This is a genomic window from Luteolibacter sp. Y139, from assembly GCF_038066715.1.
Taxonomy (GTDB): domain Bacteria; phylum Verrucomicrobiota; class Verrucomicrobiia; order Verrucomicrobiales; family Akkermansiaceae; genus Haloferula; species Haloferula soli.
The window spans coordinates 61,857-87,233 of sequence record NZ_JBBUKT010000013.1 but is presented as its reverse complement, the minus strand read 5'-3'; the positions used below and the strand labels follow the sequence as shown (position 1 = coordinate 87,233).

General features: G+C 63.6%; 13 protein-coding genes and 1 tRNA gene. 8 read left to right on the top strand and 6 right to left on the bottom strand.

Annotation, left to right across the window (positions count from 1 at the left end):
* Window positions 1-2: 2 nt before the first annotated feature.
* Both WKV53_RS24620 and WKV53_RS24615 read right to left on the bottom strand, forming a co-directional pair.
* Window positions 3-8,921, bottom strand: coding sequence for a non-ribosomal peptide synthetase/type I polyketide synthase (locus WKV53_RS24620; protein WP_341407488.1), 8,919 nt, complete (start codon window positions 8,919-8,921; stop codon window positions 3-5).
* Window positions 8,918-10,735, bottom strand: a complete 1,818-nt coding sequence (locus WKV53_RS24615; RefSeq protein WP_341407487.1) for a non-ribosomal peptide synthetase — start codon at window positions 10,733-10,735, stop codon at window positions 8,918-8,920. The genes WKV53_RS24620 and WKV53_RS24615 overlap by 4 nt, the downstream gene beginning before the upstream one ends.
* 279 nt (window positions 10,736-11,014) lie before the next feature.
* Here WKV53_RS24615 and WKV53_RS24610 point away from each other — a divergent pair, with 279 nt between their 5' ends.
* The 6 genes from WKV53_RS24610 to WKV53_RS24585 all read left to right on the top strand — a co-directional run bounded on the left by WKV53_RS24610 (window position 11,015) and on the right by WKV53_RS24585 (window position 22,882).
* Window positions 11,015-12,247, top strand: coding sequence for a surface lipoprotein assembly modifier (locus WKV53_RS24610; protein WP_341407486.1), 1,233 nt, complete (start codon window positions 11,015-11,017; stop codon window positions 12,245-12,247).
* A 15-nt stretch (window positions 12,248-12,262) separates the two neighbouring features.
* Complete coding sequence (locus WKV53_RS24605; protein WP_341407485.1) at window positions 12,263-12,838, top strand: polysaccharide biosynthesis/export family protein; 576 nt, start codon at window positions 12,263-12,265, stop codon at window positions 12,836-12,838.
* 12 nt (window positions 12,839-12,850) lie between these two features.
* Window positions 12,851-15,058: a GumC family protein gene (locus WKV53_RS24600; RefSeq protein ID WP_341407484.1), complete on the top strand. Its 2,208-nt coding sequence runs from the start codon at window positions 12,851-12,853 to the stop codon at window positions 15,056-15,058.
* Between the two features lie 100 nt (window positions 15,059-15,158).
* The gene (locus WKV53_RS24595) at window positions 15,159-16,673 is read left to right on the top strand and encodes a sugar transferase (RefSeq protein WP_341407483.1); all 1,515 of its coding nucleotides are present in this window, start codon (window positions 15,159-15,161) and stop codon (window positions 16,671-16,673) included.
* A 16-nt stretch (window positions 16,674-16,689) separates the two neighbouring features.
* On the top strand, window positions 16,690-18,051 hold the full coding sequence (locus WKV53_RS24590; protein WP_341407482.1) for a lipopolysaccharide biosynthesis protein: 1,362 nt from the start codon (window positions 16,690-16,692) through the stop codon (window positions 18,049-18,051).
* 133 nt (window positions 18,052-18,184) lie between these two features.
* Complete coding sequence (locus WKV53_RS24585) at window positions 18,185-22,882, top strand: S8 family serine peptidase (RefSeq protein WP_341407481.1); 4,698 nt, start codon at window positions 18,185-18,187, stop codon at window positions 22,880-22,882.
* A 58-nt stretch (window positions 22,883-22,940) separates the two neighbouring features.
* Here WKV53_RS24585 and WKV53_RS24580 read toward each other — a convergent pair whose 3' ends face one another.
* The 4 genes from WKV53_RS24580 to WKV53_RS24565 form a co-directional block, all read right to left on the bottom strand.
* The gene (locus WKV53_RS24580) at window positions 22,941-23,147 is read right to left on the bottom strand and encodes a hypothetical protein (protein ID WP_341407480.1); all 207 of its coding nucleotides are present in this window, start codon (window positions 23,145-23,147) and stop codon (window positions 22,941-22,943) included.
* Window positions 23,148-23,425: 278 nt separating this feature from the next.
* A tRNA-Leu gene (locus tag WKV53_RS24575) sits at window positions 23,426-23,507 on the bottom strand.
* Between the two features lie 45 nt (window positions 23,508-23,552).
* The gene (msrB, locus tag WKV53_RS24570) at window positions 23,553-24,029 is read right to left on the bottom strand and encodes a peptide-methionine (R)-S-oxide reductase MsrB (RefSeq protein ID WP_345789679.1); all 477 of its coding nucleotides are present in this window, start codon (window positions 24,027-24,029) and stop codon (window positions 23,553-23,555) included.
* A 141-nt stretch (window positions 24,030-24,170) separates the two neighbouring features.
* Window positions 24,171-24,413: a hypothetical protein gene (locus tag WKV53_RS24565; RefSeq protein WP_341407478.1), complete on the bottom strand. Its 243-nt coding sequence runs from the start codon at window positions 24,411-24,413 to the stop codon at window positions 24,171-24,173.
* A gap of 93 nt (window positions 24,414-24,506) precedes the next feature.
* On the opposite strand from WKV53_RS24565, the gene WKV53_RS24560 reads away from it, so the two are divergent.
* Window positions 24,507-24,857 carry a nucleotide pyrophosphohydrolase gene (locus WKV53_RS24560; protein ID WP_341407477.1) on the top strand — a complete coding sequence of 117 codons (351 nt, stop codon included), beginning with the start codon at window positions 24,507-24,509 and terminating at the stop codon, window positions 24,855-24,857.
* A gap of 57 nt (window positions 24,858-24,914) precedes the next feature.
* Entirely contained in the window at window positions 24,915-25,370 is a 456-nt protein-coding gene (locus tag WKV53_RS24555) for an FKBP-type peptidyl-prolyl cis-trans isomerase (RefSeq protein WP_341407476.1), read from the top strand.
* The last annotated feature ends 7 nt before the right edge of the window (window positions 25,371-25,377 follow it).

Below are 25,377 nucleotides of genomic sequence, written 5' to 3'. Positions count from 1 at the left end.
AGTCAGAGTTTGCGGCGGTAGGCATCGCGATTGACGCGTTGGATGGTCGGGGCCGCTGGGGCAGGTTCTGCCACAGAACTCAGGTCGGAGGCCAGCGCGGCGATGTTGCGGTGGCGGAAGACTTGTGCGGGAGCGATGGCCAGGCCGGCACGGGTGGCGCGGGTGCTGATCTGGAAGATTAGGATGGAGTCGCCGCCGAGTTCGAAGATGTCGTCGGTGGTGCCGATCTCCTTCAGGCCGAGGACTTGTTTCCAGATCTCGACGAGCTTTTGCTCGGTGTCGTTCTTGGCGGCGACGATTTCGCGGGCAGGTGCGTCTTCGGCTTCGCCGGGGGCGGGGAGGGCCTTGCGGTTGACCTTGCCATTCGGGGTGAGCGGGAAGGCGTCGAGGACCACGAAGGCAGAGGGCACCATGTAGTCCGGGAGCTTGGCGGCGAGATGTTGGCGGAGTTCCGTGGCGAGTCCGGTGGATGGCTTCTCGTGGTGTGGTACGTTTGCCAATGGTGCCGGTGAGGCTTGGATCGGCCACAGGGGACGGACTCCACTGCCTGCGGGGAGGAAGATCACGTCGATGATGCCGGCGGCGCCATTGCCGCGCCAGCGGACGTGGGCCTTGTAGCCGGACGAAGACGCGGCGGCGAAGAGGTCTTCGGCTGTTAGGGCGGTGTTCGGCGGTGAGGGGACGAAGGGAAGCGCGCTATCTTCTGGTGAATGTTCAAGAGCTCTGAGGAAGCCGAGGGCGGGGGCGAGACGGAGGTCCGGGATGCCGGCGATGGCGAGTTCGTTCGGGCCTTCGGCGAGCATGGCTTCGAGCTGCTCAAGGTTGAGGCGTTCCCATTGACGCCAGTTGGTGACCACCTGGGTGGCTGGCTTTTCGCCGACGTGGAGGATCACGTCGTAGTGATAGGTGGTCGTTTCGTTCGAGAGCTTGCCGCGGCGGAGCTGGATTTCGACGTGCGAGAAGCCATCGAGGTGATCGAACCAGGCGGGGTCGAGTGAAAGCTCGGTTTCGCGAGAGAGGCGTTGGGCGAGCTTGTCGCGGAGTTGCTTGCAGGTGGTTCCGGCGGGGGCGCGCTCGCGGAGGATCTCGGCGTGGTGGGCGGAGAGGAGCGCATTGCTTTGGATGTCGCCGAGGAAGATGCGGCCGCCGGGCTTGAGGGCTTGCGCGGCACCTTCAAGGACACGGGCGAGGTAGGGCGCGTCTGGGAAGTATTGAGCGACCGAGTTGATGATGATGGTGTCGAAGTAGCCTTCGGGGATGTCCGTGAAGTCATCGGCGGGACGGTGGAAGAGCTTCACCTGCGGGAGCGGGTGATTCTTCTGGAGGGCTTCGATGGCGACCTTGGAGATGTCGGCGGCCCAGTAACACTCGGACTCGGCGGCGAAGCGGGAGAGGATCTGGCCGGTGCCGCAGCCGATTTCAAAGATGCGGCGCGGGCCGTAGCCGCGGAGGCGGGAGCTGGTGGTTTCGATCCACTCGGCGACCTGGTCATCGATGTCGGTGATGCCTGCCCAGCCGGCGATGACGGAGTCGAGCTTGTCGAGATGGCCGCTGCCGGACTGGTCGATGGCGGACTTGTAGAGCAGGTCCCACTGGTCTTCCCAGATGGCGGTGCCGTTACCGGTCGCACCTTCGGGGCGGACGTAGGCGACGAGGCGGCCGTCGTGGACGTGGGCCACGGCTTGGGCGATAGAGGGGTGTTGTTCGAGATGGGTCTCGATGTCGCCGAGCTCGATGCGGAAGCCGCGGACTTTCACCTGATGGTCCATGCGGCCGAGGCATTCGATGGTGCCGTCCGCATTCCAACGAGCGAGGTCGCCGGTCCGGTAGAGCTTGCCGGATTGGAGCGGGGTGGAGATGAAGCGGTCGTCAGTGAGGTCCTGACGCTCGTGATAGCCGTGGGCGAGGCCATCGCCGCCGATGAGCAGTTCGCCGGGGATGCCGACGGGCTGCGGTTGCATGGCGGTGTTGACGATGAAGACCTGGGTATTGTCGATGGGGCGGCCGATGGTGACGGGGCCTTCACCGGCGGTGACTTGGGCGGTGGTGGACCAGATGGTGGTTTCGGTGGGGCCGTAGACGTTCCAGATTTCGCCGCAGAGGGGGGCGAGGCGATTGACGAGGTCGCGCGGGACGGCTTCGCCGCCGACGAGGGCCTTGAAGGTGGACTTGCCGGACCACTGGGCTTCTAACAGCAGGCGCCAGGTGGCGGGTGTTGCCTGGAGGACGGTGACGTTGTGGCGGGCGATGGTTTCGGCGAGGCGGTTGCCGTCGATGGTGGTGTCGCGGGTGGCGATCACGACTTCGGCACCGGTGGTGAGCGGGAGGAAGATTTCCAGGCCGGCGATGTCGAAGGAGAGGGTGGTGACTGCGAGCAGCACGTCAGCCGGGGTGAGGCCCGGTTCGCGACGCATCGAGTTGAGGAAGTTCACCACGGCGCGGTGGGGCAGGCGAACGCCCTTCGGACGACCGGTGGAGCCGGAGGTGAAGATGACGTAGGCGAGGTCTTCGGGATCGCATTCGACGGAGGTGAAGCCGGTGCCGTCCCCGGTGACTTCATCGACGAGGATGACCTGGGCTTGCGAGGTGGGGAGTTCCTTGTGCAGCGAGGTCTGCGAGAGGATGACCGGCATGTGCGCGTCCTCGACCATGAAGGCGAGGCGCTCGGCCGGGAAGGCGGGGTCCATCGGGACGTAGGCGGCACCGCATTTCAGGATGCCGAGTAGGCCCGCGACCATGTCGGTGGAGCGCTCGAGGTGGATGCCGACGAGATCGCCGCGCTTCACGTCGGATGCCTGGAGGCGAGTCGCGATGGTGTTGGCGCGTTGTTCGAGGGCGGCGTAAGTGAGGGAGGTGTTGTCGCACCGGACGGCGGTCTTTTCCGGGACGCGGGAGGCGACGTGCGAGACGAGGCAGGGGAGGGTGGCGGTGCGCGGGTAATCGCGCTCGGTGGCGTTCCAGTCGACGAGGACGCGCTGGGTTTCCCCGGTGTTGAGGATGGGGAGTGCCTGCAGCGTGGTCTCGCCGTCGAGGATTGCGCTTTCGATGAGTTGCTCGAAGCAGCCGAGCCAGCGGCGGATGGTGGCGGCGTCGTGGAGGTCGGGATTGTATTCGCACTCGACGATCATGCGCTCGTCGGTTTGGACGAGGTTAAAGAAGAGGTCGAAATTGACGTGGCGCTTCGGATTGGTCCAGACGTCGAAGGCGAGGCCATCGAAGGTGATCTGGTCGATGCCGGACTTGTCGATGTTGAACATCACGTTCACCAGCGGCAGGCGGCTGGTGTCGCGAGGCAGGCTGAGCTTCTTCAGCAGGCTGCCGAAGGTGCAGTCCTGGTGATCGTAGGCTTCCAATACCTGCTCCTTCACTTCGGCGGCGAAGGTGCGGAAGGAGCGGTCGGCGTTTGCTTGGAGGCGGAGGGGGAGGAAGTTGAGGCAGTGGCCAACGAGTTCGTCGCGGCCGATGCGGGTTTGGCCTGCGGCGGGGACGCCGATGACGAGGTCTTCCTGGCCGGTGAGGCGATGGAGGAGGGTGGCGAAGCTGGCGAGGAGGGTGGCGAAGAGGGTGCCGCCGAGTTTCGGAGAGGCTTTCTTGAGGCGGGCGTAGCGATCGGCATCGAGGGTGATCGCTTCCATCGAGCCGGCGAAGGTCTTGACCTGCGGGCGGGGGCGGTCGGTGGGGAGTTCGAGGATGGGTGCGCCATTCTCAAACTTCGCGACCCACCAGGCTTCGGCGGTGGCGTGGTCGTCTTGATGGGCGACTTCGTGGCGGGCGTAGTCGGCGAAGGACATGGCCGGCGGAAGCAGCGGGAGGCGGCCGGCCTTGCGGGCATTGTAGGCTTGGGCCAGCTCCATGAGGATCATGCCGAAGGACCAGCCGTCGCAGACGATGTGATGAGCGGTGAAAAGAAGCTCGTGGTGATCGGCGGAGAGGCGCGCGACTTGGAGGCGGACCAGGGCGTGACGGGCGAGATCGAAGGGCGTGCGTGCTTCGTCTTCCTTCACCTGCGACCAGTGCATGTCGCGGGCGTCGGCGGTGAGGGCGGAGAAGTCGTGCTCGTGGATTTCCAACTGGCGCGGGGCGGCGTGGAAAATCTGCTGCTGGCCATCCGGGCTGAAGGTGCTGCGCAGGGCGGGATGGCGGACGACGAGATCTAACAACGCGGAGCGGAGTGCGGGGAGATCGAGGTCGCCATCGAAGCGGATGACGTTCGACTCGTTGTAGGCGCAGTTCGCTTCATCGCCCATCATGAGCGAGTGGAAGATCTCGCGCTGGCCTTCGGTGGTCGGTGCGATGTCGTGGCGCGGAAAAACGGCGGGTGCGGTGACTTCTTTCGCTGATGCGGGGAGGAAGCCGGCGGCCTGCATGTCGGCGACGGCTTCGGTGAAGCCGCGGACGATGCGGTCGAAGTCCTCGTCGTTGTGAGCGGTGGTGAAGTAGAGCGGGCGGCCTTCCCAGACGTGAACGCCTTTCTCGCGGAGGAAGTACCAGAGGAGGCTGGCATACTTCAGGTCCGCGGCGTACTCGATGACGGCGTAGGCACTGAAGTGTGGCAGGCGGATGGGGACGCCGATGGCTTCGAAGTGATTGTTGAGCGTGCGGCAGAGGCGCTCGACGCGTTCGGTGACTTCGATCTGGAGGCGAGGGCCTTCGCCTTTGAGGTGCTCGACGACGCGCCATGCGGCGGCGAGGGCGAGGGGGTGGCGGACGAAGGTGCCGGCGAAGAAGGTGACGCCGACTTCCGGGAAGCTATCGTCGCCGTAGTTCCATGAGCCGCCGTCGAGGGCGTCCATGTATTCGCGCTTTCCTGCGAGGACGCCGATGGGCATGCCGCCGCCGATGACCTTGCCGTAGGTGGCGAGGTCGGCTTCGACGCCGAAGTAGGCCTGGGCACCGCCGGGATGGCAGCGGAATCCGGTGACGACTTCATCGAAGATGAGCGCGGTGCCGGCGGCCTTGGTGATGGCGCGGACCTCGTGCATGAAGTCACGCGGCTGGAGGCCGGGGGCGCGGCTTTGCACGGGCTCGACCATGACGGCGGCGAGTTCGTGGGCGTGGGCCTTGAGGATTTCCAGAGAGGCGGGGTCGGCGTAGTCGAGGACGAGCATGTTCTCGACGAGCGATTGCGGGATGCCGGGGGCGATGGGCTGGGCCTTGTAGACGCCATCGACCCATGCGCCGCGGACGAGGACTTCCTCGAACATGCCGTGGTAGTCGCCGGTGAAGTAGGCGATGCGGGTGCGGCCGGTGATGGTGCGGGCGAGGCGCATGGCGGCCATCACGGCCTCGGAGCCAGTGTTGCAGAAGGTGGCGCGCTCCATGTTGGTCAGCTCGCAGATGGCCTTCGCGAGTTTTCCGGCGATGGGGGACTGCGGCCCGATTTCGATGCCGGTGTGGAGTTGCTTCTCGATGGCTTCCGTCAACCACTCCGGCGAGTGGCCGAAGAAGTAGGTGCCGAAGCCCATGGTGATATCGACGTATTCATTGCCGTCGAGATCCCAGATCTTCGCGCCTTTCGAGCGGGAGGAGACGATGGGATAGACCATCTCTTTCCACAGTGACTTGAAGCCGGAGACGGCGCGTGGGTCGGCGTAGTGATCGCGGTGCTCGGCGGTGTAGGCCTTCGAGGTGGCGGTCTTGCGAACGTAGCGGGCAATGAGCTCGTCGAGGGACCTCTGTTGGACCGGGGTGAGGCCGCCGTTTTCGCCCTTGTCGATCGGCTTGTAGGGGCCGAAGCGGGTGTTGGCGGAGACGTTGCGGGTGTGATTGGCGGGCCACTTGACGGTTGGGAGGCTGCTAGCGGCGGCGGGGGCTGATGCAGGGGCGGGAGACTGGCGGTCGGCCAGCAGGGCCTGCATGAGCTGGATCTGGTTCGCCATCAATTGCTCGATGGTGCCGCCGTTGCCGACTGGTGTGATCGGAGGAAGAGGTGTGGGAGTGGCAACTACGGCGGGTGTCGTAGTTGGTGCGGCGTCGGCTGGAAGTTCCGCGTCGAGGTGAGTCGCGATGGTGGCCACCGAGGAGAGTTCACCGAGCATCTGGCGGAAGGTGATCTTCACGCCGAAGCGGGATTGGATCGCCTGGCTGGCCTGGGTGAGGAAGAGGGAATCGAAGCCGAGTTCGGTGAACGTGGCGGCATCGTCGTCGACGGTGATGCCGGAGAGTTCATGGACGATGGCACGCAGCTTGGCGGCAAGGTCGGGAAGGCGGGACATGGCTGAGGGGGGGGATGGTAGATGGGAGATCGCAGATGGCAGATCGGCTGCGACAGGTGTCGGGGCTGCCATGGTAGAAGGGGCCTGCGGGGTCTCGGACGAATTGTCGATCCAGTAGCTTTGGCGTTCGAAGGGATACGTGGGCAGGTGGACGCGGGAGCGTTCCTGGCCGGAGAAGAAAGAAGGCCAGTCGAGGGTGACGCCGGTTTTCCAGAGTTCGCCGGCGGCGTTGAGGAGGTCGGCGAGGTCGGTGGAAGAAGAAGGCAGGGTCGAGACGACGGAGCTGGTGCCGCGGGCGGGGTGCTGGCGGGCGAAGGGGCCGAGGGCTTGGCCGGGGCCGACTTCCAATAGGATGAGTTCGCCGGTGGCGTAGGCAGTGGCGAGAGCGTCGGTGAAGCGGACTTCGTGGCGGAGTTGGTGGGCCCAGTAGCTAGGGTCTGCCAGGGTGGCTGCGTCCATCTCGCGGCCAGTGCAGGTCGAGATCCAGGGGATGGAGGGGGTGTTGGCGCGGACCTTCGCGGCTTCGGCGGTGAAGGGGGCGACGATGGGCTCCATCATCGCGGAGTGGAAGGCGTGCGAGGTATTGAGGGCGCGGGAGGCGATCTTCTGTTCTTCGAGTTCGCGTTGGTAGGCGGCGATGGACTCGTGGGAGCCGGAGACGGTGCAGAGTTTCGGGCTATTGATGGCTGCGAGATTGATGCCTTCGGGCAGAGTGAGTTCGTCGGCGCCTTGGCGGATGGCAAGCATGGCTCCGGAGGGGAGCGCTTGCATGAGCTTGGCGCGGACGGCGAGGAGGCCGAGGGCTTCTGCGAGGGTGAAGGTGCCGGCGAGGACGGCGGCGACGTATTCGCCGATGCTGTGGCCGATGACGAGGGAGGGTTGGACGCCCCAGGAGATCCAGAGCTTCGCCAAGGCATACTCGGTGACGAAGATGGAGGGTTGGGTGAGCCAGGTTTGGTGGATGCGCTTTTCGGCTTCGGTGCGGTCGGCTTCGGTCGGGTAGAGGGTGGCGCGGATGTCGAGGCCGAGGTGGGAGTAGAGGAGAGTGGCGCACTCGTCGACAGCGTCGCGGAAGGCGGGCTCGGTGTCGTAGAGCTCGCGGCCCATGTCGGGGTATTGCGAGCCTTGGCCGGGGAAGAGGAAGGCGACGCGAGTGGACTTGTTAGAGGCGGAGGACTTCGCGGGCTCGCGGAGTTTGGTGATGGCCTCGGTGGGGTCCGCGGCGACGATGTGGCGGCGGAAGGGGAAGGATTTGCGGCCGGTGGCGAGGGTGAAGGATGCGTCGGCGAGATCGGATTGATCGCTTTCCAAATGCTTCGCCAGATTCGCGGCCATCGTGTCGAGGGCGCTGGCGGTTTTGGCGGAGAGGATGAGGAGCTGCTGCTTGCGTCCGGGTCTGCTTGGAGGTGAGAGAGGTGGTTCCTCCATCACGACGTGGGCATTGGTGCCGCCGACGCCGAAGGCGCTGACGCCTGCAAGGCGTGGTGTTTCGGAGCGGGGCCAGTCCTTGGTTTCCGAGACGGGTCGGAGGGGACTGTTGGCGAAATCGATGCGCGGGTTCGGCGCGGTGAAGTGCAGGAGCGCGGGGATCTTGCCGTGGCGGAATTGCTGGATCGTCTTGATCAGGCCGGTGACACCTGCGGCGACGTCGAGGTGGCCGATGTGGGTCTTGCCGGTGCCGAGGGAGCAGTAGCCGGTTTCTTCGGCACCGCCTTCGCGGAAAGCTTTTGTTAGAGCGGCGACTTCGATCGGGTCGCCGAGCGGGGTGCCGGTGCCGTGGGCCTCGATGTAGGAAACATCGGAGGGATGCACGCCTGCGGCGGCCTGGGCCATGGCGATGACGTCGGCCTGGGCATTGAGGCCGGGGGCGGCGAAGCCGATCTTGTCGGAACCGTCGTTGTTGACGGCCCAGCCTTTGATGACGGCGAGGATGGGGTCGCGGTCGGCGACGGCTTCGCTGAGGCGCTTGAGGAGCACGACGCCGCATCCGTGGCCGAAGACGGTTCCGTTGGCCTTTTCATCGAAGGCGCGGACGGTGCCGTCGCCGGAGACCATGCCTTCCTCGGTGTAGAGGTAATCGCGCTGTTGCGGGAAGCTGATGGAGACGCCACCAGCGAGTGCCATGTCGCACTGGTAGGTGAGCAGCGAGGTGGCGGCCTGGCAGATCGCGACCAGCGACGTGGAGCACGCCGTCTGGATGGTCATGCTCGGGCCGCGGAGGTTCAGCTTGTAGGAGACGCGGACGGGGAGGAAGTCCTTGTCGTTGCCGAGCATGGTTTGGTACTCGGCGACCTGATAGTTCTTCGCGAGATCCTTGGCCTTGCCGAGGTTGTGAAGGAGGTAGGTATTGAGGCTGAGGCCGGCGTAAACGCCGATCATGCCGGGATAGGCACCGGGATCGTAGCCGGAGTGCTCGATGGCTTCCCAAGCGCACTCGAGGAAGACGCGGTGCTGGGGGTCCATCAGCTCGGCTTCCTTCGGGTAGATGCCGAAGAAGGAGGCGTCGAAGAGATCGGGGTGTTCGAGCGTGCTGCGAGCGCCGACGTATTTTTCGCCGTTGCTTCCCACGCGTGAATCGAAGCGGGTGATGCAGTCCTTGCCCGCGATGAGGTTGGCCCAGAATTCATCGGGCGAATCGGCACCGGGGAAGCGGCCTGCCATGCCGATGACGGCGATGGCTTCGGGTGGGGGGAGCTCTTCGTTCATCGGGGGCGGCGGAAATTGGCGAGGCCTGCGCGTTGCATGCGGGCGCGGTCCTGGGCCGCGGAGGTCGCGGCGGGTGCTTGTGGGGAGAGGAAGGCGGCGAGTGTCTTGGCGCTGGGGCAGGCGAAGAGGTCGGTGATGGCGAGATCACGACCGGTCAGTTCGCGAAGGCGGACGTGGACGACGGCGAGGTGGATGGAGGTGCCGCCGAGGTCGAAGAAGTTGGCTTCGGGATCGGAGACGGGGCGCTCTAACACTTCTGACCAAAGGGTGAGGATGCGGCCGGTGAGGGTGTCGTCATGGGTCTTAGAGGACGCATGGGACGTATTGGATTCGGCGAGGGCGAGGCGGTCGACTTTTCCGTTCGGGGTGAGCGGGAAGGTTTCGGTGAAGTGGAACTCACTCGGCACCATGTAGGCGGGGAGGCGGGTGGCGAGGTGTTCCTTCAGGGCTGCGGCGGAGGTGTCGCCCTTGATGTGGGCGATGAGGCGGCCGTCCTTGGCGATGACGACGGCCTCGCGGACGGCGTCGTGTTGATCGAGTGCGATCTCGATTTCGCCGAGTTCGATGCGGAAGCCATTCACCTTTACCTGGTGATCGGCGCGGCCGCGGAACTCCAGCGTGCCGCAAGGCAGGCGGCGGGCGAGGTCGCCGGTGCGGTAGATGCCGCCGGCGAGGGCGAAGGCGCGGGTGGTGCGCTCGGAGTCATTGAGGTAACCGCCGCCGAGGCCGGCGCCAGCGATGCAGAGTTCGCCGAGTTGTCCGTCAGGGATGGTGGCTAGGTCTTCGTCACGGATGGTGACGGTGACGTTAGGGATTTCCTTGCCGAGCGGGACGAAGGGGAAGAGGTCGAGGTTTTCGCGATGGAGGCGATGGAAGGCGCAGATGTCGGTGCACTCGGTGGGGCCGTAGGTGTTCACCACTTCGGCGCGGGAGTTCGGATGCTCCAGCCAGGCGCGGAGGCGAGGGATGGAGATCGGCTCGCCACCGAGGATGGCGAAGCGGAGGGACGCGAGTGCGGTGTAGCTGCCGGATGCCGCGGCATCGACGAGTGGATAGAAAACGCTCGGGGTGCAGTTGATGAGGGTGACGCCGTGATCGAGGATCAGCTTTGAGATACGAGAGATGTCGTAGTTGCTGCCGTCATCGAGGACGAGCTTGCCGCCGGTGAGCAGCGGGGTGAAGAAGTTCTTCTGGGTGAGATCGAAGCTCGGAGAGCTGATCACGAGCGTGCAGTCTTCCGCGCCAAGCGATAACTCGGTGGCATACCAGTTGAGGAGGTTGGCGAAGCCCTTGCGGAAGACTGAGGCGGCCTTTGGCTGGCCGGTGGAGCCGGAGGTGAAGATCGCGTAGAGCGAGTCGTCCGGCGTGGCGTAGGGAGTGACGGGGTCATTTCCCTCCGCGGAGGCCACGTCGACGACGGTCTTCGCGCCGGCTTCGGAGAAGAGAGTTGTTAGATCCGACCGGCTGAGGACCAGATCGAGTCCGGCGGTCGAGACCATGTGGGCGAGGCGTGCAGCCGGATAGCCGGGGTCGAGGGGGACATAGGCAGCCCCCGATTTCACCACGGCAAGCAGGGCGACGATCAGCTCAATGGAGCGGTTCAAGCCGATGCCGACGAAGACGCCGGGTCGGGCGCCGAGAGCTTGCAGGTGGCCAGCCAAACGGTTCGCGCGGGAGTCGAGGTCGCCATAACTGAGCGTGGCATTTCCCGCGATCACCGCCGTTTGATCGGGGGTGCTGGCAGCGTGGATTTCAAAGGCGCGAAGCAGCGCGTCGGCGGAAAGAGCTTCCGGCATGAGGGGGGAAAGGATCATGCAAGCAGGCGGCGATGAGTAAAATTACGGGGCGATTATTTAAAAAAGTTTGGATTAGTCAACAATCGGGCCTCGGGCGAATTGGAATGGGGGTGGGGAATGCGAGGTGCGGTTTTTCAAGGATTCTGCCGCATTTGATATGCCTAGGAAGTTGTATCAGGAACCCGGAAAATCGGCATTACGCGATGTCGTAAGGTTCGGAAATTTGAAATTTCTTGTCGCGGGGGCTGGGATTTTTTACGGTGCGGCGCCGATTTTCCCCCTTTCATGTCCCACCGAGTGCCACGTGCCCCCCGAGTGGTGCCGATGACGATTGCCGCGCTGGCCGCGGGCGTCATGGCCCCTTCGTCGGGCGAGGAACTCACCTCCAAGGCTCCCGGCCGATTGGAGGGTGAGGTGGACAGCCGTATCGTTCCGCAGACGGGCGCGAGGCTGGATGAACTGGAGGGGAAGAAGCGGACCGAGGAGCTGGAGATGGGCATCGCGATCTCAGCGGCCTACGACGACAACATTTTCCTCAGCCCGAATGCCCAGTCGGACTTCGTGGTGAAAGTCGCGCCTGCCATCAAGTGGCGGAAGGGTGACCCGGTGGAGGGCGAGGGCGGCTATCTCAGTATCGCTTACAAGCCGACAGCCGTGGCCTATGCCGACTACAGCAGCAATGATCGCATTGATCAGGTGGCGGCGTGGGAGACGGGGTGGCGCGGGAAGGCGATCAAGTTTGCTTATACCGGAGAAGCCCGGGCCCTGGGTGATGCCACTGCCGATACTGGCACGCTGACGGATCGCACGGAGTTCGTGAACGAGGCTCGCATCTCGTGGTCGGTGCGCGAGCGGGTCGCGGTGGAGGTGGCGGCAGGTTACGAATCCACTTCTTACAAGGATACCCGGTTTGCGGATTCGAGCTATGGGTACGGCGAAGTCGCACTGAAGTATGCGTACTCGCCGAAGACGACGCTGGGTGTGGCTTACAAGTTCGGCCGGTTTGAAGTCGATGGTGCGGGACCGCAGGATGTGCATCGCACCACGGCCCGCATCGAGTGGAAGCCGCGCGAGAAGATCGCCATCGACGTGGAAGTCGGCGCGGAGCATCGCGTCTTCGACAGCGGCTCCGACACCACGCCGGTGGTCGAGGCTCGCATCGGCTGGAAGCCGAAGGAAGGCACGGAAGTTTACCTCAATGGCTATCGCCGCGAGCAGGCGTCGGCCTATCTGGCGGGTCAGAACTACACGCAGGGCGGGGTTGCCCTCGGGATCGTCCAGCGACTCGGCGACAAGTGGAGTGCGCGCCTGGAAGGTGGCTTGGAGCGTTCCGAATACAGCCGCGTTTCCGGCACCGGGTCTGCTGGCCGCGAGGACAAGATCCACTTCATCCGGCCCTCGCTGGAGTATCGCTTCACGGACGACTTCAGCATGGGTCTCTACTATCGCTACTCCGAGAACAGCTCGAACAACCCGGCCTTCGGCTACAAGGACAACAGTGCCGGCGTCGAGATGGGCTATCATTTCTAACAAGTCCCCCCCCACATGAAACTGAAGTTCCTTTTCCTCCTATGCGCCTTGATCGGCTTGCTGGCGGCTGTCAGCTCCGGCGAGACGGCCGAGGGCGGCCGTGCTTCCGGTGTGATCGGCCAGCGCGACACGGTCGAGATCCGCGTCTTCCGCGAGGAGGAGCTGACGACCACGGGCCAGCTCTCCAGCGATGGCTCGATCTCGATGCCGCTGATTGGCTCGGTGAAGCTCGGCGGCCTGACCACGGACTCGGCGGCCAAGGTGATCGAGGCCAAGCTCAAGGATGGCTATCTGGTGAAGCCGCAGGTGAGCGTGACGATCGAGGGTCGCATCCGCCGGACGATCACGGTGCTAGGGCAGGCGCAGAACCCGGGCGTCTTCGAGCTGCCCGCGAGTCGCTCGATGACGATTGTGGAGGCGATCGGCATGGCGGGTGGTGCCACGCGGATCGCGAATACCAAGAAGATCACGCTCAAGCGCTCCGGTGGCAAGGTCCAGACGATCAATCTCAAGGACATCACCTCCGGCAAGACGGCCGACATGCCTCTCAAGGACGGCGACGTGCTGAGCATTCCTGAAAGCCTTTTCTAACATCATCCCCCGATGACTTCCCCCCGCAAATCGGAATCCCTTGTTCCCGCGACGCCGCGTTCCACTGAACTGGCGGTGGCGACGGAGCCCACACTTTACTTGCCGAAGGTCGAGGTCGGACGCCTGCTTGGCATCCTGCTGCGCCGCGGCTGGCTGATCATTCTCGGCATGGTTCTCGCCGTCGCGGCGATGACGATGTATGTGAAGACCGCTCCGAAGATTTATGTTTCGACCGGTTCGGTTCGCGTCAGCAGCCATGCGCCGCGAGTGCTGAATATCGAAGGGCTCTCCCCCGAGGACTCCAAGGACTTGGAGCAGCTGCGCACGATCGAGAGTGACATGAAGTCGAGCGCGGTGCTGGCACGCATTGCACAGGCGAATGGACTTTTCACGGCGACCGATTTCGCTCCTGCGGGATCCAGCGAGCTGACGGTGATCGAGATGCTTGCCCACCGGATTCAGGTGGAGCTGCTGCGCGGCACGCGAAAGATTGGAATTTCGGTCGAGGACACCGATCCGCAACGAGCCAAGCGCCTCGTGCTGTCGCTGGTGTCGGAATACGAATCCTGGATCAAGGACAACACCGATGAGCTCACCCGCCGCGCCGGGGAAGGGCTCGCGATGGAAGAGGAGAAGCTCCGCGAATCGATGGAGACTGCGGAAGGGCGGATGCAAGAATTCCGCGAGGCGCACCCGGTGCCCGGACTGGAAGGTCGCGAGGGCTCGGGGCCGGTGACGGATCAACTCGGTACGCTGAATTCACAGCTTACGCAGGCGAAGTCGGAGCGGTTGCGACTGGAGTCGGAGTATGAGTCCTTCAAGAAATTCGATCCGGAAGATCCGGATTCGCTCGGGGGCATTGCCAACACGTCTCGCTCCGAGGAGGTGCTTTCCATTTCGCGCGCACTGCAGGCGAAGGAGCTGGAGTTCGCCAAGATCAAGGAGCGCTATCTCTTCAAGCATCCCGCTTACAAGGAAGTGGAGCGCGAAGTGACGAGCCTCAAGGCGAATCTGGTCGAAGCGGTGCGCTCCGCGGGACATGCGCTGGAGAAGAGCTACCACGTGGCGCTTGAAAACGAGACCAAGCTGCAAGGTGAAGTCGAAGGCGCGCGGACCGTGGCCATCGGCGTGGAAGGCGTGCGTTCGAAATTTGATGCGTTGAAGCGCGACGCTGAAGCGGCCCGCGAGATGCATGCCACCGTGGACAAGCGCCTGCGGGAGACCACGCTGACGGGAGTGATGGCTGCCTCTGCCATCGCTTGGGCGGAGCCGCCATTTGTGCCGGAAAAAGCCTCCAGGCCGGCGAAGAAGATCCTTTTCCCACTGGCGGCGTTCGCCGGCATGATGGGTGGGCTGACCTTGCTGGTCGCCACCGAACTCAAGGACGGACGGGTGCGCGACTCCGCGAGTGCGGCGCGGGCGACCGGAGCGCCCTTGCTTGCCAGCCTGCCTCCATTGCAAGCCGGGAGGGAAGGGGACATGGTGTTGCTTTCCGATCCGGCTTCGCCTACGGCCGAGGCGTTCCGCCGCTTGCGAGCGGTGCTCTTGCCGCCGCCTGCCAAGCCCGAGGCGCGCACGGTACTCTTCGCGAGTGCGGTGCCGGGTGAGGGACGCTCACTGTGTGCGATGAACTACGCCGCGTCGCTCGCGATGCAGGGCCAGCGCACGCTGCTGCTGGATGCCGACATGCGGCGTCCCGGTCTCAGCCGCGAGCATGTGAGAGGTGAGTTCGGTGGTCTTGGCGATTATTTGTCAGGTGAATCGGACCCCGCTAAATCTTGTTTTCCGACGGCGCTGCCGAACCTTTACCTGCTCTCGTCCGGGCCGATGCGGGATGATGCGGCGGAGCTTCTTTCCGGCACGCGCTTCCCGGCGCTGCTGGAAGATGCTTACCGGTGGTTCGATGCCGTGGTCATCGATAGTCCGCCGGTGCTCTCCGTTAGCGATGCCCTGGCAATGAGCCGCTATGCCGACCGTGTTTGTCTGGTGGTGCGGCAGAATGCGAGCGAGCGGAAGAATTTACGTAAGGCAGCGGAAATGATTCGCGCGTCGGGCGGCAATTTGGTGGGTTTCGTTTGGAACGAGTTGCCAGTCCGTGCCAAAGGCCATCTGGCTCCCGAACCGGTCGTCCCCTACAGCCACTCGGCTTTGGCCGGTTCCGGCGACACGACTGGCCCGGGCTCTGCTTCCGGTGAAAACACTTCCCCCACGATCACGTAATAGTCCGCCGAATTTTCCTCTGTTACATTTCCCACGTCATTGCCTCCCCCGGCTGTGATCGGGCTCCCCCAGCCCCAAACCCCCATCATCCCCCCGAACCATGAACTGTGCTCCCCCCGCACCGGCCGTGGAGGACTCCGCTCCTGCGGATTCTGCCCCATCTCCCGCTGATACTTCGCGCTCCTACTCCCTGAGACACCGCCACCGCCCGTGGGTGGCCCACCAGAAGCTGATTGCTGTCAGCTTTCTCGGCGATGCTGCCGTGGTGTTCCTGTCGATGCTCGTGGCCTATCTGCTGCGCTTCGAGTCGCGTCTCCAGTTCATCGGCGTCGATGATCCGGAAATCAGCCTGCGTGCGTATGCCGGCCACGTGCTCATCGGCGGTGGCCTGATGCTGGCCCTGCTGGCAAATTTCCGCGTCCACGATCCGCGCAACTACCTGGCGATCCGCCGGACCTTCACGGTGATCGTGAAGACCTGTGCGATCTGGCTGGTCGCCTTCCTCGGCGTCGCGCTCATCCTGAAACTCGATCCCGCGATCAGCCGTGTCTACTGCGTGCTGGGTAGCGTGGCCGCCATGGTGCTGCTCTGTGGCTGGCGCTGGTTTCTCTACTGCGTGCTGCGCCGCGAGTCCTTCGCCCAAGCGCTTCGCCAGAAGGCGGTCTTCGTGGGATGGAATGATGAGTGCAGCCGCGCGATCGGCCGTTTCAGTGAGGGCCGGTCTCACCAGATCGATGTCCACGGTGTGATCGTCCCGCCCAATCGCAAGCTGGAGTCCAATCCGCCTGCGGATGTGCCGGTGCTCGGCGACTACGATGATTTCCGCGACGTGGTCCGCAGCTCCGGAGCCGACCTGATCATGGCGGTGGATGGCTGCATGGATCGTCATGAAATGCTCCTGCTCGCCGAAACCTGCGGCAAGGAATTCGTCGACTTCAAGCTGGTGCCGAGCTGCTTCCAGATCCTGGTCTCCGGCCTGCAGCTGGAGAATTTCCACGGCATGCCGGTGCTCGGCATCGGCAAGCTGCCGCTCCACCACGCCTTCAACAATGCGCTCAAGCGGGGCATCGATATCTTCGGTGCCATCATGGGCCTGATCCTGTTCGGGCCGGTGATTGCAGTCTTCTGCACCATGGTTCGCATGGAATCCCGTGGTCCGGTCTTCTATCGCCAGCGCCGGATCGGTCTCAATGGCCGTCCGTTCAACATCATCAAGATCCGCTCGATGAAGGTGGATGCCGAAGCCAATGGCCGCCCGGGCTGGACGGTGAAGGACGACCCACGCCGCCTGAAGGTGGGTGCGTTCATGCGCGAGTGGAATATCGACGAACTGCCACAGTTCTGGAACGTGCTGACCGGCGAAATGAGCCTGGTGGGTCCGCGTCCCGAGCGCCCCGAGCTGATCGAGAACTTCAAGGAGGACATCCCGCACTACAACGTCCGCCACAACATCAAGCCGGGTGTGACCGGATGGGCGCAAGTCAATGGCCTGCGTGGCGACACCTGCCTGCGCGAGCGCGTGAAGTTCGATCTCGACTACATCGAGAACTGGAACGTGATGCTGGACCTCCAGATCATGCTGATGACCTTCATCAACCGGAAGGGCGCCTGTTAACACTCGTCATCCCCACGTGTCCCGTGCGACCCATGTGGCACCGATGACCGGTGCCGTAGAAGAAAGCCACTCCGCCCGCCGCGATCGCTCGATCCGGCTGGCGGTGGTGACGTCCTTCCTTTCGAAGGCGGGGACGATGCTGTTCCAGGCGCTGTCGATGCCGATCGCGGTGCGGGTGCTGGGTCGCGAGGAATTCGGCATCTACCTGGCGGTCAACGTCACGCTGGGCGTGGTGTCGATGTTGCAGGTGGGCATCGGGCCCGCGCTGGCGCACGGCTTGTCGAAGGCCAAGGCCCAAGGTCACGAGGAGGATGCGCGGCAGCTTGCTTCCAGCGCGTTTTTCCTATCCGGCGGGCTGGCGCTGCTCGCCGGGCTGATCCTTGGCGCGATGTTGCTCACAGTGCCGCTGCCGGCGATCTTCGGCAGTGAGTTTGCCAGCAAGGAAGCGGTGCTGCGGCCTGCCTTGTGGACGGGCCTATCGCTGTTCCTTCTGCTGTTTCTTTTCAATCTGACCGACCGGACCCGTGAGGGTCTTCTGGAAGCATCCGCGAACAACCTGTGGGGCGCGGCTGGCAATGTGCTGGCTGCCGCCGCGGTCGGGATCGGGGTGTGGTTCATTCCGCAGGTGTGGTTTCTGGTGCTGGCCGTTCACGGCTCGCTGGTGACCGCGAAGCTTTGCAACACCGTCGCCCTGTGGCGTGCGCATCCGGAAGTCCGTCCGAAATGGACGCGCTTCCGGCTGCCGGTGGCGAAGCATCTTTTCAGCGACGGGCTGACGTTTTCAGCCGCCACGCTCGTCACCGGGGTGGTGGAGTATAACGTCTGCGGCTGGCTTGCGGGACGCTACGGTGGCCCGTCTGCGACCGCTCTCTATGGCGTTTTCATCCAGATGACCGTGATGCAGCTCGGCTTCGTGATGATGCTCAGCACGCCGACTTGGCCGGCCGTCGCGGAGGCGCTCGCCCGGGGCGATGTGCCGTGGGCGCGCAAGGCGGCGAAGAAGCTGTATCTCCTCGGCAGTGCCTTTGCGCTGTGTGCCTTTGCCGGGTTAGCTCTGCTCGGGCCGTGGGTGTTCACGGTCTGGCTTGGGAAGGACTTCGCCAACACGCCGCGGATGATGTTCGTGTGCTACGGCCTCTACTTCGCAGCCCACGTCTGGCGACATCTGAACCACGCGATGATGATCGGCACCAGTCAGGTCAGCAAGCTGGCGCGGGTGCAGTTCGTGGAGTCCACGCTGGTTACGGTGGCCGCTGTTGCCGCGCTTCACTGGGGCGGGATCGGTCCGATGCTGGCGGCGATGGGACTGGTGATTCTCGCGGTGACGGGGTGGGTCTTGCCACGGCAGGTGGCGGGGCGTTTGAAGGCTGTGGATTGAGTCCCGGGATCGTGGAAATACGGTGACGCCCTTGTCACTGCTTCGATGGTCGTCCTCTGGCCCGGATGGTGCTTTGCTCGGCGGCCCTCTCGTTCCCCCGAGGGTGGTTACTTACCTCTCCACTCAAAGTCCCATGAGCCACCGCAGCCGCCGGATCTCCGGCCTCCTCTTGCTCGCTACTGTCACGGGTATCCTCCTGGTGCCGCGCGACGACCACGGTGACAAATCCACCGCCGCCGCTGCGGAGCCTTCCAAGGCACCGCGGGAAAAGTCCACCATTCCGGAAGCCCCTGTGGTTCCTGAGCCGCCCGCCGCCGTTGTCACCGCGGACCGCGGTAGCGAACGCACCTTCGACATCGCACTCGACGAGGCAGTGTTCCGCGATGCCGATGGGAAGGATGTGACCCTTCGCCTCGATCCTCCGGCGACTCTCGCGACGCTGCCTGCGCGTCTGATTGAACTCTCATCCCAAGGCGAGGTGCTGCCCGTGTGCTACGAGCCCGGGAAGCCGCATACGCCGCAGTATCGCCGGATCATCACGCGCGACATCACCGTGGAGCTGCCATCGCCGGATGCTGCTCCGGCCTTGCCCCAGGGGGTCGTATTGAAGGACCGGCCTGCGTATGCTCCCGGCTATGCGATCGTTTCTGCGGCTGATCCATTTGCGGCGATCGCTGCGCTGGAGCCGCTGCGCAATCAGCCGGGCATTGTTTCCGCGGACATCCAGCTCGCCTCGCAACGGGCGCTGAAGTCGATGCCGAACGACCCGCTCATCGGCGACCAGTGGCATCTGAAGAACAGCAATTCCGCGCGCACGCACGCCAATGTGGAGAATGCCTGGCTTTACGGTGGCAGTGGTGGTGTGAAGGGTACGGGCATCCGTATCGGAGTGGTCGATGACGGCCTCCAGACCGCGCATCCCGATCTCGCCGCCAACGTCGACACGACCAACGACAAGGATTGGAACGGCAACGATGCTGATCCCAATCCGGGCAGTGGCGATGATCACGGCACTGCCTGCGCGGGCAATGCAGCTGCACGTGGCAACAACGCGCTCGGCGTGAGCGGCACTGCTCCTGAAGCCACGCTGGTGGGCATGCGCTTGATTGCTGCGGCCACCACGGATGCGCAGGAGGCCGAGGCGATGGCCTACCTTCCGGATCTGATTCAGGTCAAAACCAACAGCTGGGGTCCCAATGACGATGGCGCGACGCTCGAAGGCCCGGGTGCTCTGACCAAGGCGGCCCTCGCTACTGCGACCTCCTCCGGTCGTGGCGGGCTTGGCACCATCATCCTGTGGGCCGGGGGCAACGGTGGCGACGTGCTCGATAACTCGAACTACGACGGCTACGCGAATGACATCCACACCATCGCGATCGCCGCTACGGACAGTGAGGGCGGTCAGTCGTGGTACAGCGAGCCGGGTGCGAATATTGTCGTGTCCGCGCCTTCATCGGGTGATGTGCTCGGCATCACCACCGTGGACCGTACTGGCAGCAACGGTTACAATACGGCGGCTTCGCCAACCGGTGACTATACGAATGACTTCGGCGGCACCTCGTCCGCCACGCCAACGGCGGCTGGTATTGTGGCGTTGATGTTGGAGAAGAAGCCGACGCTCGGCTGGCGGGATGTGCAGGAGATCCTGATCCGCTCCGCCTACAAGTTCGCACCGACCGATTCGGACTGGACCGACAATGGCGCGGGCTTCCATTTCAACCACAAGTTTGGTGCCGGCCTGATCGATGCGACGGCGGCGGTGAACATGGCGTCCACGTGGACGAATCTTGCGGCGGCGACTTCGCAGACGGTTTCGCAGAGCGGGCTGAGCGTTTCGGTTCCGGATAACAATGCCACCGGGATCACGCGCAGCTTCGCTTTCTCGGGAGCCAATCTTCGCGTGGAGCAGGCGACAGTCACGCTTACCGCCAACCACGCCAATCGTGGTGAGCTGGAAGTCACCCTGACTTCGCCGTCTGGCACGGTCAGCCGCTTGGCGGAGAAGCACAACGACGGCGCGAGCAACTATACCGATTGGACCTTCTCGAGCGTTCGCCACTGGGGCGAGAACTCGGCTGGCACGTGGACGCTGAAGATCGCGGATCGCACGAGCGGGACTACCGGCACGCTGAGCGCTGCTTCCATCACTCTGAATGGTGCTTTGGGCACTCCGATCAATCCGGGGCCGACGGTTCAGATCACTTCGCCGGCGGATGGTGCGGTCTTTAGTCCTGGTGCTACCTTCAATGTCGACGTTGCGGCGAGCGACCTGACGTCGACGGGTTCGGCTGGAACCGTTTCGTCGGTCCAGCTTCTCGACAATGGCTCTCCGGTGGCTACGGATACGACTTCGCCCTTCAGCTTCTCCTTTAGTCCTGCGCTCGGCAGTCATAGCCTGACGGCCATCGCCACCGACAGCGAAGGGAAGGCCACCACTTCCGGGGCGGTCGCCATCAGCGTGATCAATCAGCCGCCGGTGATCACTGCGGCGTCGCTTGCTCCGTCACCGCAGGCGTTTTCGGATGAAGTGATCGCGGTCACTGGTCTCACGGCCAGCGATCCGGAGAGCCAGAGCCTGACTTATAGCTATGCGTGGGAAAAATCGTCCGACTCGGTTACTTGGACTGCGGCCGGGGTGACCACCGCGAGCTTGCCTGCGGCGGCTGGCAATGCGGGTTTCCTGTGGCGCTGCAAGATCACCGCATCCGATGGTACGAGCTCGAGCGTTGCCTTTACCACCACGGCGGTGAACAGCCTGGTCCGGCCGCCTTCCTCCGTGGCGAATGGCTCGCCGTTCTCGTATGACAGCGGCCTGGTGCTGCGGGGAACCGATTCACCGGTGAGCCGCGATGCGCTGATCAATGAATTCAGCCAAGGCGTTTCCGGTACTTCGGAGTGGGTGGAGATTCTTACCCTGCGTGAGACCTCGTTCCGTCAGTGGAAATATGCTGACTCCAACTCGGGAACGCTGACGTTCGCCGATGCTGCTGTTTGGGACGCGATTCCGGCTGGCACGCTGATCGTGATCTACAATGGTGCTGCGAAGGACTCCTTGCTGCCCGCGGACGATACCGATGCGTCCGACAAGAAGCTCGTGCTCGCCAGCAACAACGCGACCTACTTCAGCGGAAGCTGGCCTGCACTGGGGAACAGCGGTGATGCCGTCCTCCTGAAGAACGCCGCGGGCACGACGGTCGCTGGCGTTTCCTATGGCTCGTCGAATGCCGCGACGCCGCACCTCGGTGGGGTCAGCGGTGGCAGTGCCGCCTACTTTGGCGGTGGTAGCGACGCGGCTGCGGACACGGTGGGTGCCTGGACCGTCACGACCTCGGCGGTGGCGCGACGCATCACGCGTGCCGTGGGCGACCTCTTCATGTCCGAATACATGGAAGGCAGCACGGGCAACAACAAGTTCCTCGAGATCTACAATCCTTCCGCTTCCGCTGTGGACCTCGGCACTGCGGGCTACAAGGTCGAGATCTATGCTAACGGGGCGAGTGGCGCTACTTCCACCATCTCCTTGACTGGAACGATCGCCGCCGGTGGCACGCATGTCATCAAGAACAGCGGGGCTTCCCTTGCCGTCACGGCGCAAACGTCGTCCGCAAATCTCAGCTTCAATGGCGACGATGCGGTGGTGCTCAAGAAGGGCACGGCGATCGTCGATTGCATCGGTCAGGTCGGCGTCGATCCCGGCACTGCGTGGACCGGTGGTGGAGTGAGCACGCTGGACAAGACCATTCGTCGCAAGCCATCCATTCTCACCGGCGACACCAATTCCACCGATGTCTTCGATCCCTCGATCGAGTGGGTGCAGATCGGCACGGATATCATTGACGGCTTCGGCTCTCATACCGTCGATGGTGGCGGTGGATCGGGGCCCTCGGTCACGGTCTCTGTTAGCCCGGCTTCCTTCGCGGAGAATGCGGGCGCTTCCGCTGCCACTGGCACGGTGACGCTTTCCGCTGCCCCGGCAGCGGATGTGGTGGTCTCGCTTCTTTCTTCCGATACCGGAGCGGCCACCGTGCCCGTCAGCGTCACGGTTCTGGCGGGTCAAACGACCGCGACCTTCGCTGTCGCAGCGATCGACGATGCGGTTGCGGATGGGCCGCAGACGTCGGCCATTTCCGCGACCGCGAGCGGCTACACTGCTGGAAACTTCGTGGTCACCGCGACCGACAACGAAGCCTCACTGGATGGCGTCACCCCTGGTGGAGGTAACACGCCGGCCAACGTGGCTTTCATCGCGGACATCCGTTCCGGTGCGTTGAATGCTCCGGCCTTGTTCCGTTTCGGTGCGACGTCGCAGACTCCGGCGAATCTCACGATCGATTCCGCGACCGGCGTGGTGTCCGGGACTCTTTCCGCGGCACCGGGCGATTATCTCATCGTCATTGAGCGCTATAACACTCTTGCCGAGGTCGTTTCCCAATCCTTCACGCTGACCGTCACCGGTAGCGGTGGCTATGCCGGGTGGATCGCCGGCTACCCTGGCTTGTCTTCCAGTGCGATGGATGGCGATCCGGACTTCGATGGGATGGCGAACGTGCTGGAGTACTACCTGGGTGCGAATCCGGGAACGCCTGATGCCTCCGCATCCCTGCCCGTCTTCGCCAAGTCCGGAACCACGCTCACGCTGACGTGGTGGCACTTGAAATCCGCGACCGATGTCTCCGGTGCGGTGGAATGGTCGGACAGCTTGGGCAGCTGGTTCAATTCCGGCATCAGCACGCAGGTGATCGCCGACGAGGCTACCCGCGAGCAAATCCGCGCCACGCTCAATGTGGGCCCGGGCGAGGTGAAGAAGTTCCTCCACCTGAAAGTGGAGTGAAGCCTCTGGCTCAAGTAGGGACAGGAAACCGTCTGCCGGTCTCCTGTCCTGCTTGGGATCACTCGAACATGCCCTTGACCTTGTCGAGCAGTCCGCCGCCGACGGAGGAGAGGTCGGGCGTTTGGCCAGCCATCAGGGAATCGACCATGCCCTGATATTCTGGCGGTACCTTGGATTTGACGAATTCGGCGACCGTCTTGATCGCCCCATCGACTTGTTCTTCGCTCAATCCGAGAGCGGCCAGTCGTTGTTTGAGCTCATTCATGGCGCACTTCGGGTAGGGAATAACCCGCAGTCGGTCGCTATTGCCCGACACCGGGATTTCGGTTAAAAATGTGGGGGAAGGGGCGGACGATGGATGAAGGCTCGTGTCAATTGCGGTCTTCAGTTCCGCCCCTTCACTTCAACTTTTGTCGAATCCGGCGGGAATCATCCAGCGCGAAGGGAGGTAATATTTAGCGCTCCCTTGCGCTTTTCCGGTGATCGAGAATTGACCGGTGGAATACGGAAGGTGAGTTTTTCCGACAGTCGCTTAGTTTTTAGTGCCGGGAACAGGACTCGAACCTGCACGCCTTTCGGTGCCTGAACCTAAATCAGGTGCGTCTACCAATTCCGCCATCCCGGCATCGCGGGGAGCCTAGTGAAGCGGGCTATTCTCGCAAGCGGGCATTCACTTCTTTTCCGGGGCCTTCTCGGGAGCCTTTTCCGCATTGTCTGGAACGAACTTCAGGGCGACGCCGTTGATGCAGTAGCGCTGGTCGGTCGGGGTGTCGAAGCCTTCGCCCTTGAAGACGTGGCCGAGGTGGCCGCCGCACTTGGCGCAATTCACTTCGGTGCGGAGCGTACCGCCTGAGTAGTCATCCTTGGTGGTGACGTTTTTGGCCTTGGAAGGATCGTAGAAGGACGGCCAGCCGCAGTGGCTGTCGAACTTCTCCTTCGAGGTGAAGAGTTCCGCGCCACAAGCGGCGCAGTAGTAGGTGCCGCCGCCTTGTTTGTTGAACTGCTTGTAGACCTCGCCATTCGGGGCCTCGGTGCCGGACTTGCGGAGGACGCGGTATTGTTCCGGGGTGAGGATCTTCTTCCACTCCTCGTCGGTCTTCTCGACCTTGCCGGTCGGTTGCTCGGGGGCTTTGTCGGCGGTTTCCATGGCGGTCTTCTTGGATTCATCCGCCGAGCAGGCGCAGAGCGAGATCGCGGCGGCGAGCGTGAGGGCGGCTTTCATTGGCAGAGAACTATGCATGACGGCGTGAGGATGCAAGGAGGCTCGGTATTCCGTTTCCGTGGGACTTCAGCAGCAGCGGACCCATGCCCACTTGCCGATGGCGGGAAGGCGGCGGAATTCGAAGCCCCAAGGGACCGCGGGATTCACGGGGCCTGCACCGCTCATGCTGCGGCAGATGAAGCCGCCGACCCGATACCAATATTGTCCTTTTCTTTGGTCCCAAGTGCGAACCGTCGCGGCGGTGGCGGGAATCCAATCGCCGACGTGGCATTTCAACGGGTCGTCCCACGCATGCGGGGTACTAGTCATGGTCCACCATGCACGTGGTGTTCATGTGGTGCAACTGGGGTGGGGATGGAAATTGCGGTTTCGTTTGGAGGGCGGCCGGTATTGGATGAGGGCATGTCCGATTCGATTGCCGAGCTTACTTCACGCATCCGGAGCTTCGTGGCGGCGCGGGAGTGGGAGCAGTTCCACAATCCGAAGGACATGGCGGTCGCGATTGCGGCTGAGGCGGGGGAATTGCTGCAGCACTTCGTGTGGCAGCAGCCGGACCAGGTGGAGAAGCGGGCGGACGAGCGTCGTGACGAGATCGCCTCGGAGATCGCGGATGTGGGGATCCTGCTGTTTGAAATGGCGGACTTGCTCGGGATGAACCTGGGCGAGGTGATGGAGGCGAAGATCGCGCGGAATGAACACCGCTATCCCGAGGACAAGGCACGGGGGAACAACTTGAAGTATAACGAGCTTTGATCGCTCCTTGACCGCTTGGCGTGGGGTGCGGAGTTTGAAGGCGAAACCAAGTCTTCCATGAAATCCTTCTTCCCGCTCCTTTGCTCCGTGACCGCGCTTGGTCTGGCTGCCTGCAATTCCAAGACCGGCTCGACTCCGCCTCCTGCCGCGGGCGAGAGCAAACCCGATGCGGGCGGAATGACGAGGACTGCCAGCGGTCTGAAGTATGCCGTGCTCAAGAAAGGGACTGGCAAGGTGCATCCGAAGTCAACCGATGAGGTCACCGTTCACTATCACGGCACGCTGCTCAACGGCACGGTCTTCGATAGCTCGGTGGATCGCGGCCAGCCCGCCACCTTTCCGCTCAACCGGGTGATCCCCGGCTGGACCGAGGGCGTGCAGTTGATGGTGGTGGGGGACAAGTTCAAGTTCGAGATCCCGGCCAATCTCGCCTATGGTGCGAACAGCCCGAGTCCGGCCATCCCGCCTAACAGCACGCTTGTGTTCGAGGTGGAGCTGTTAGGGATCAAGTGATGCTTCC

Coding starts and splice junctions, on each gene's coding strand:
- WKV53_RS24620 (WP_341407488.1), bottom strand. CDS start 8,921: ATGAACGAAGAGCTCCCCCCACCCGAAGCCATCGCCGTCATCGGCATG.
- WKV53_RS24615 (WP_341407487.1), bottom strand. CDS start 10,735: ATGATCCTTTCCCCCCTCATGCCGGAAGCTCTTTCCGCCGACGCGCTG.
- WKV53_RS24605 (WP_341407485.1), top strand. CDS start 12,263: ATGAAACTGAAGTTCCTTTTCCTCCTATGCGCCTTGATCGGCTTGCTG.
- WKV53_RS24600 (WP_341407484.1), top strand. CDS start 12,851: ATGACTTCCCCCCGCAAATCGGAATCCCTTGTTCCCGCGACGCCGCGT.
- WKV53_RS24595 (WP_341407483.1), top strand. CDS start 15,159: ATGAACTGTGCTCCCCCCGCACCGGCCGTGGAGGACTCCGCTCCTGCG.
- WKV53_RS24585 (WP_341407481.1), top strand. CDS start 18,185: ATGAGCCACCGCAGCCGCCGGATCTCCGGCCTCCTCTTGCTCGCTACT.
- WKV53_RS24580 (WP_341407480.1), bottom strand. CDS start 23,147: ATGAATGAGCTCAAACAACGACTGGCCGCTCTCGGATTGAGCGAAGAA.
- msrB (WP_345789679.1), bottom strand. CDS start 24,029: ATGGAAACCGCCGACAAAGCCCCCGAGCAACCGACCGGCAAGGTCGAG.
- WKV53_RS24565 (WP_341407478.1), bottom strand. CDS start 24,413: ATGACTAGTACCCCGCATGCGTGGGACGACCCGTTGAAATGCCACGTC.
- WKV53_RS24560 (WP_341407477.1), top strand. CDS start 24,507: ATGTCCGATTCGATTGCCGAGCTTACTTCACGCATCCGGAGCTTCGTG.
- WKV53_RS24555 (WP_341407476.1), top strand. CDS start 24,915: ATGAAATCCTTCTTCCCGCTCCTTTGCTCCGTGACCGCGCTTGGTCTG.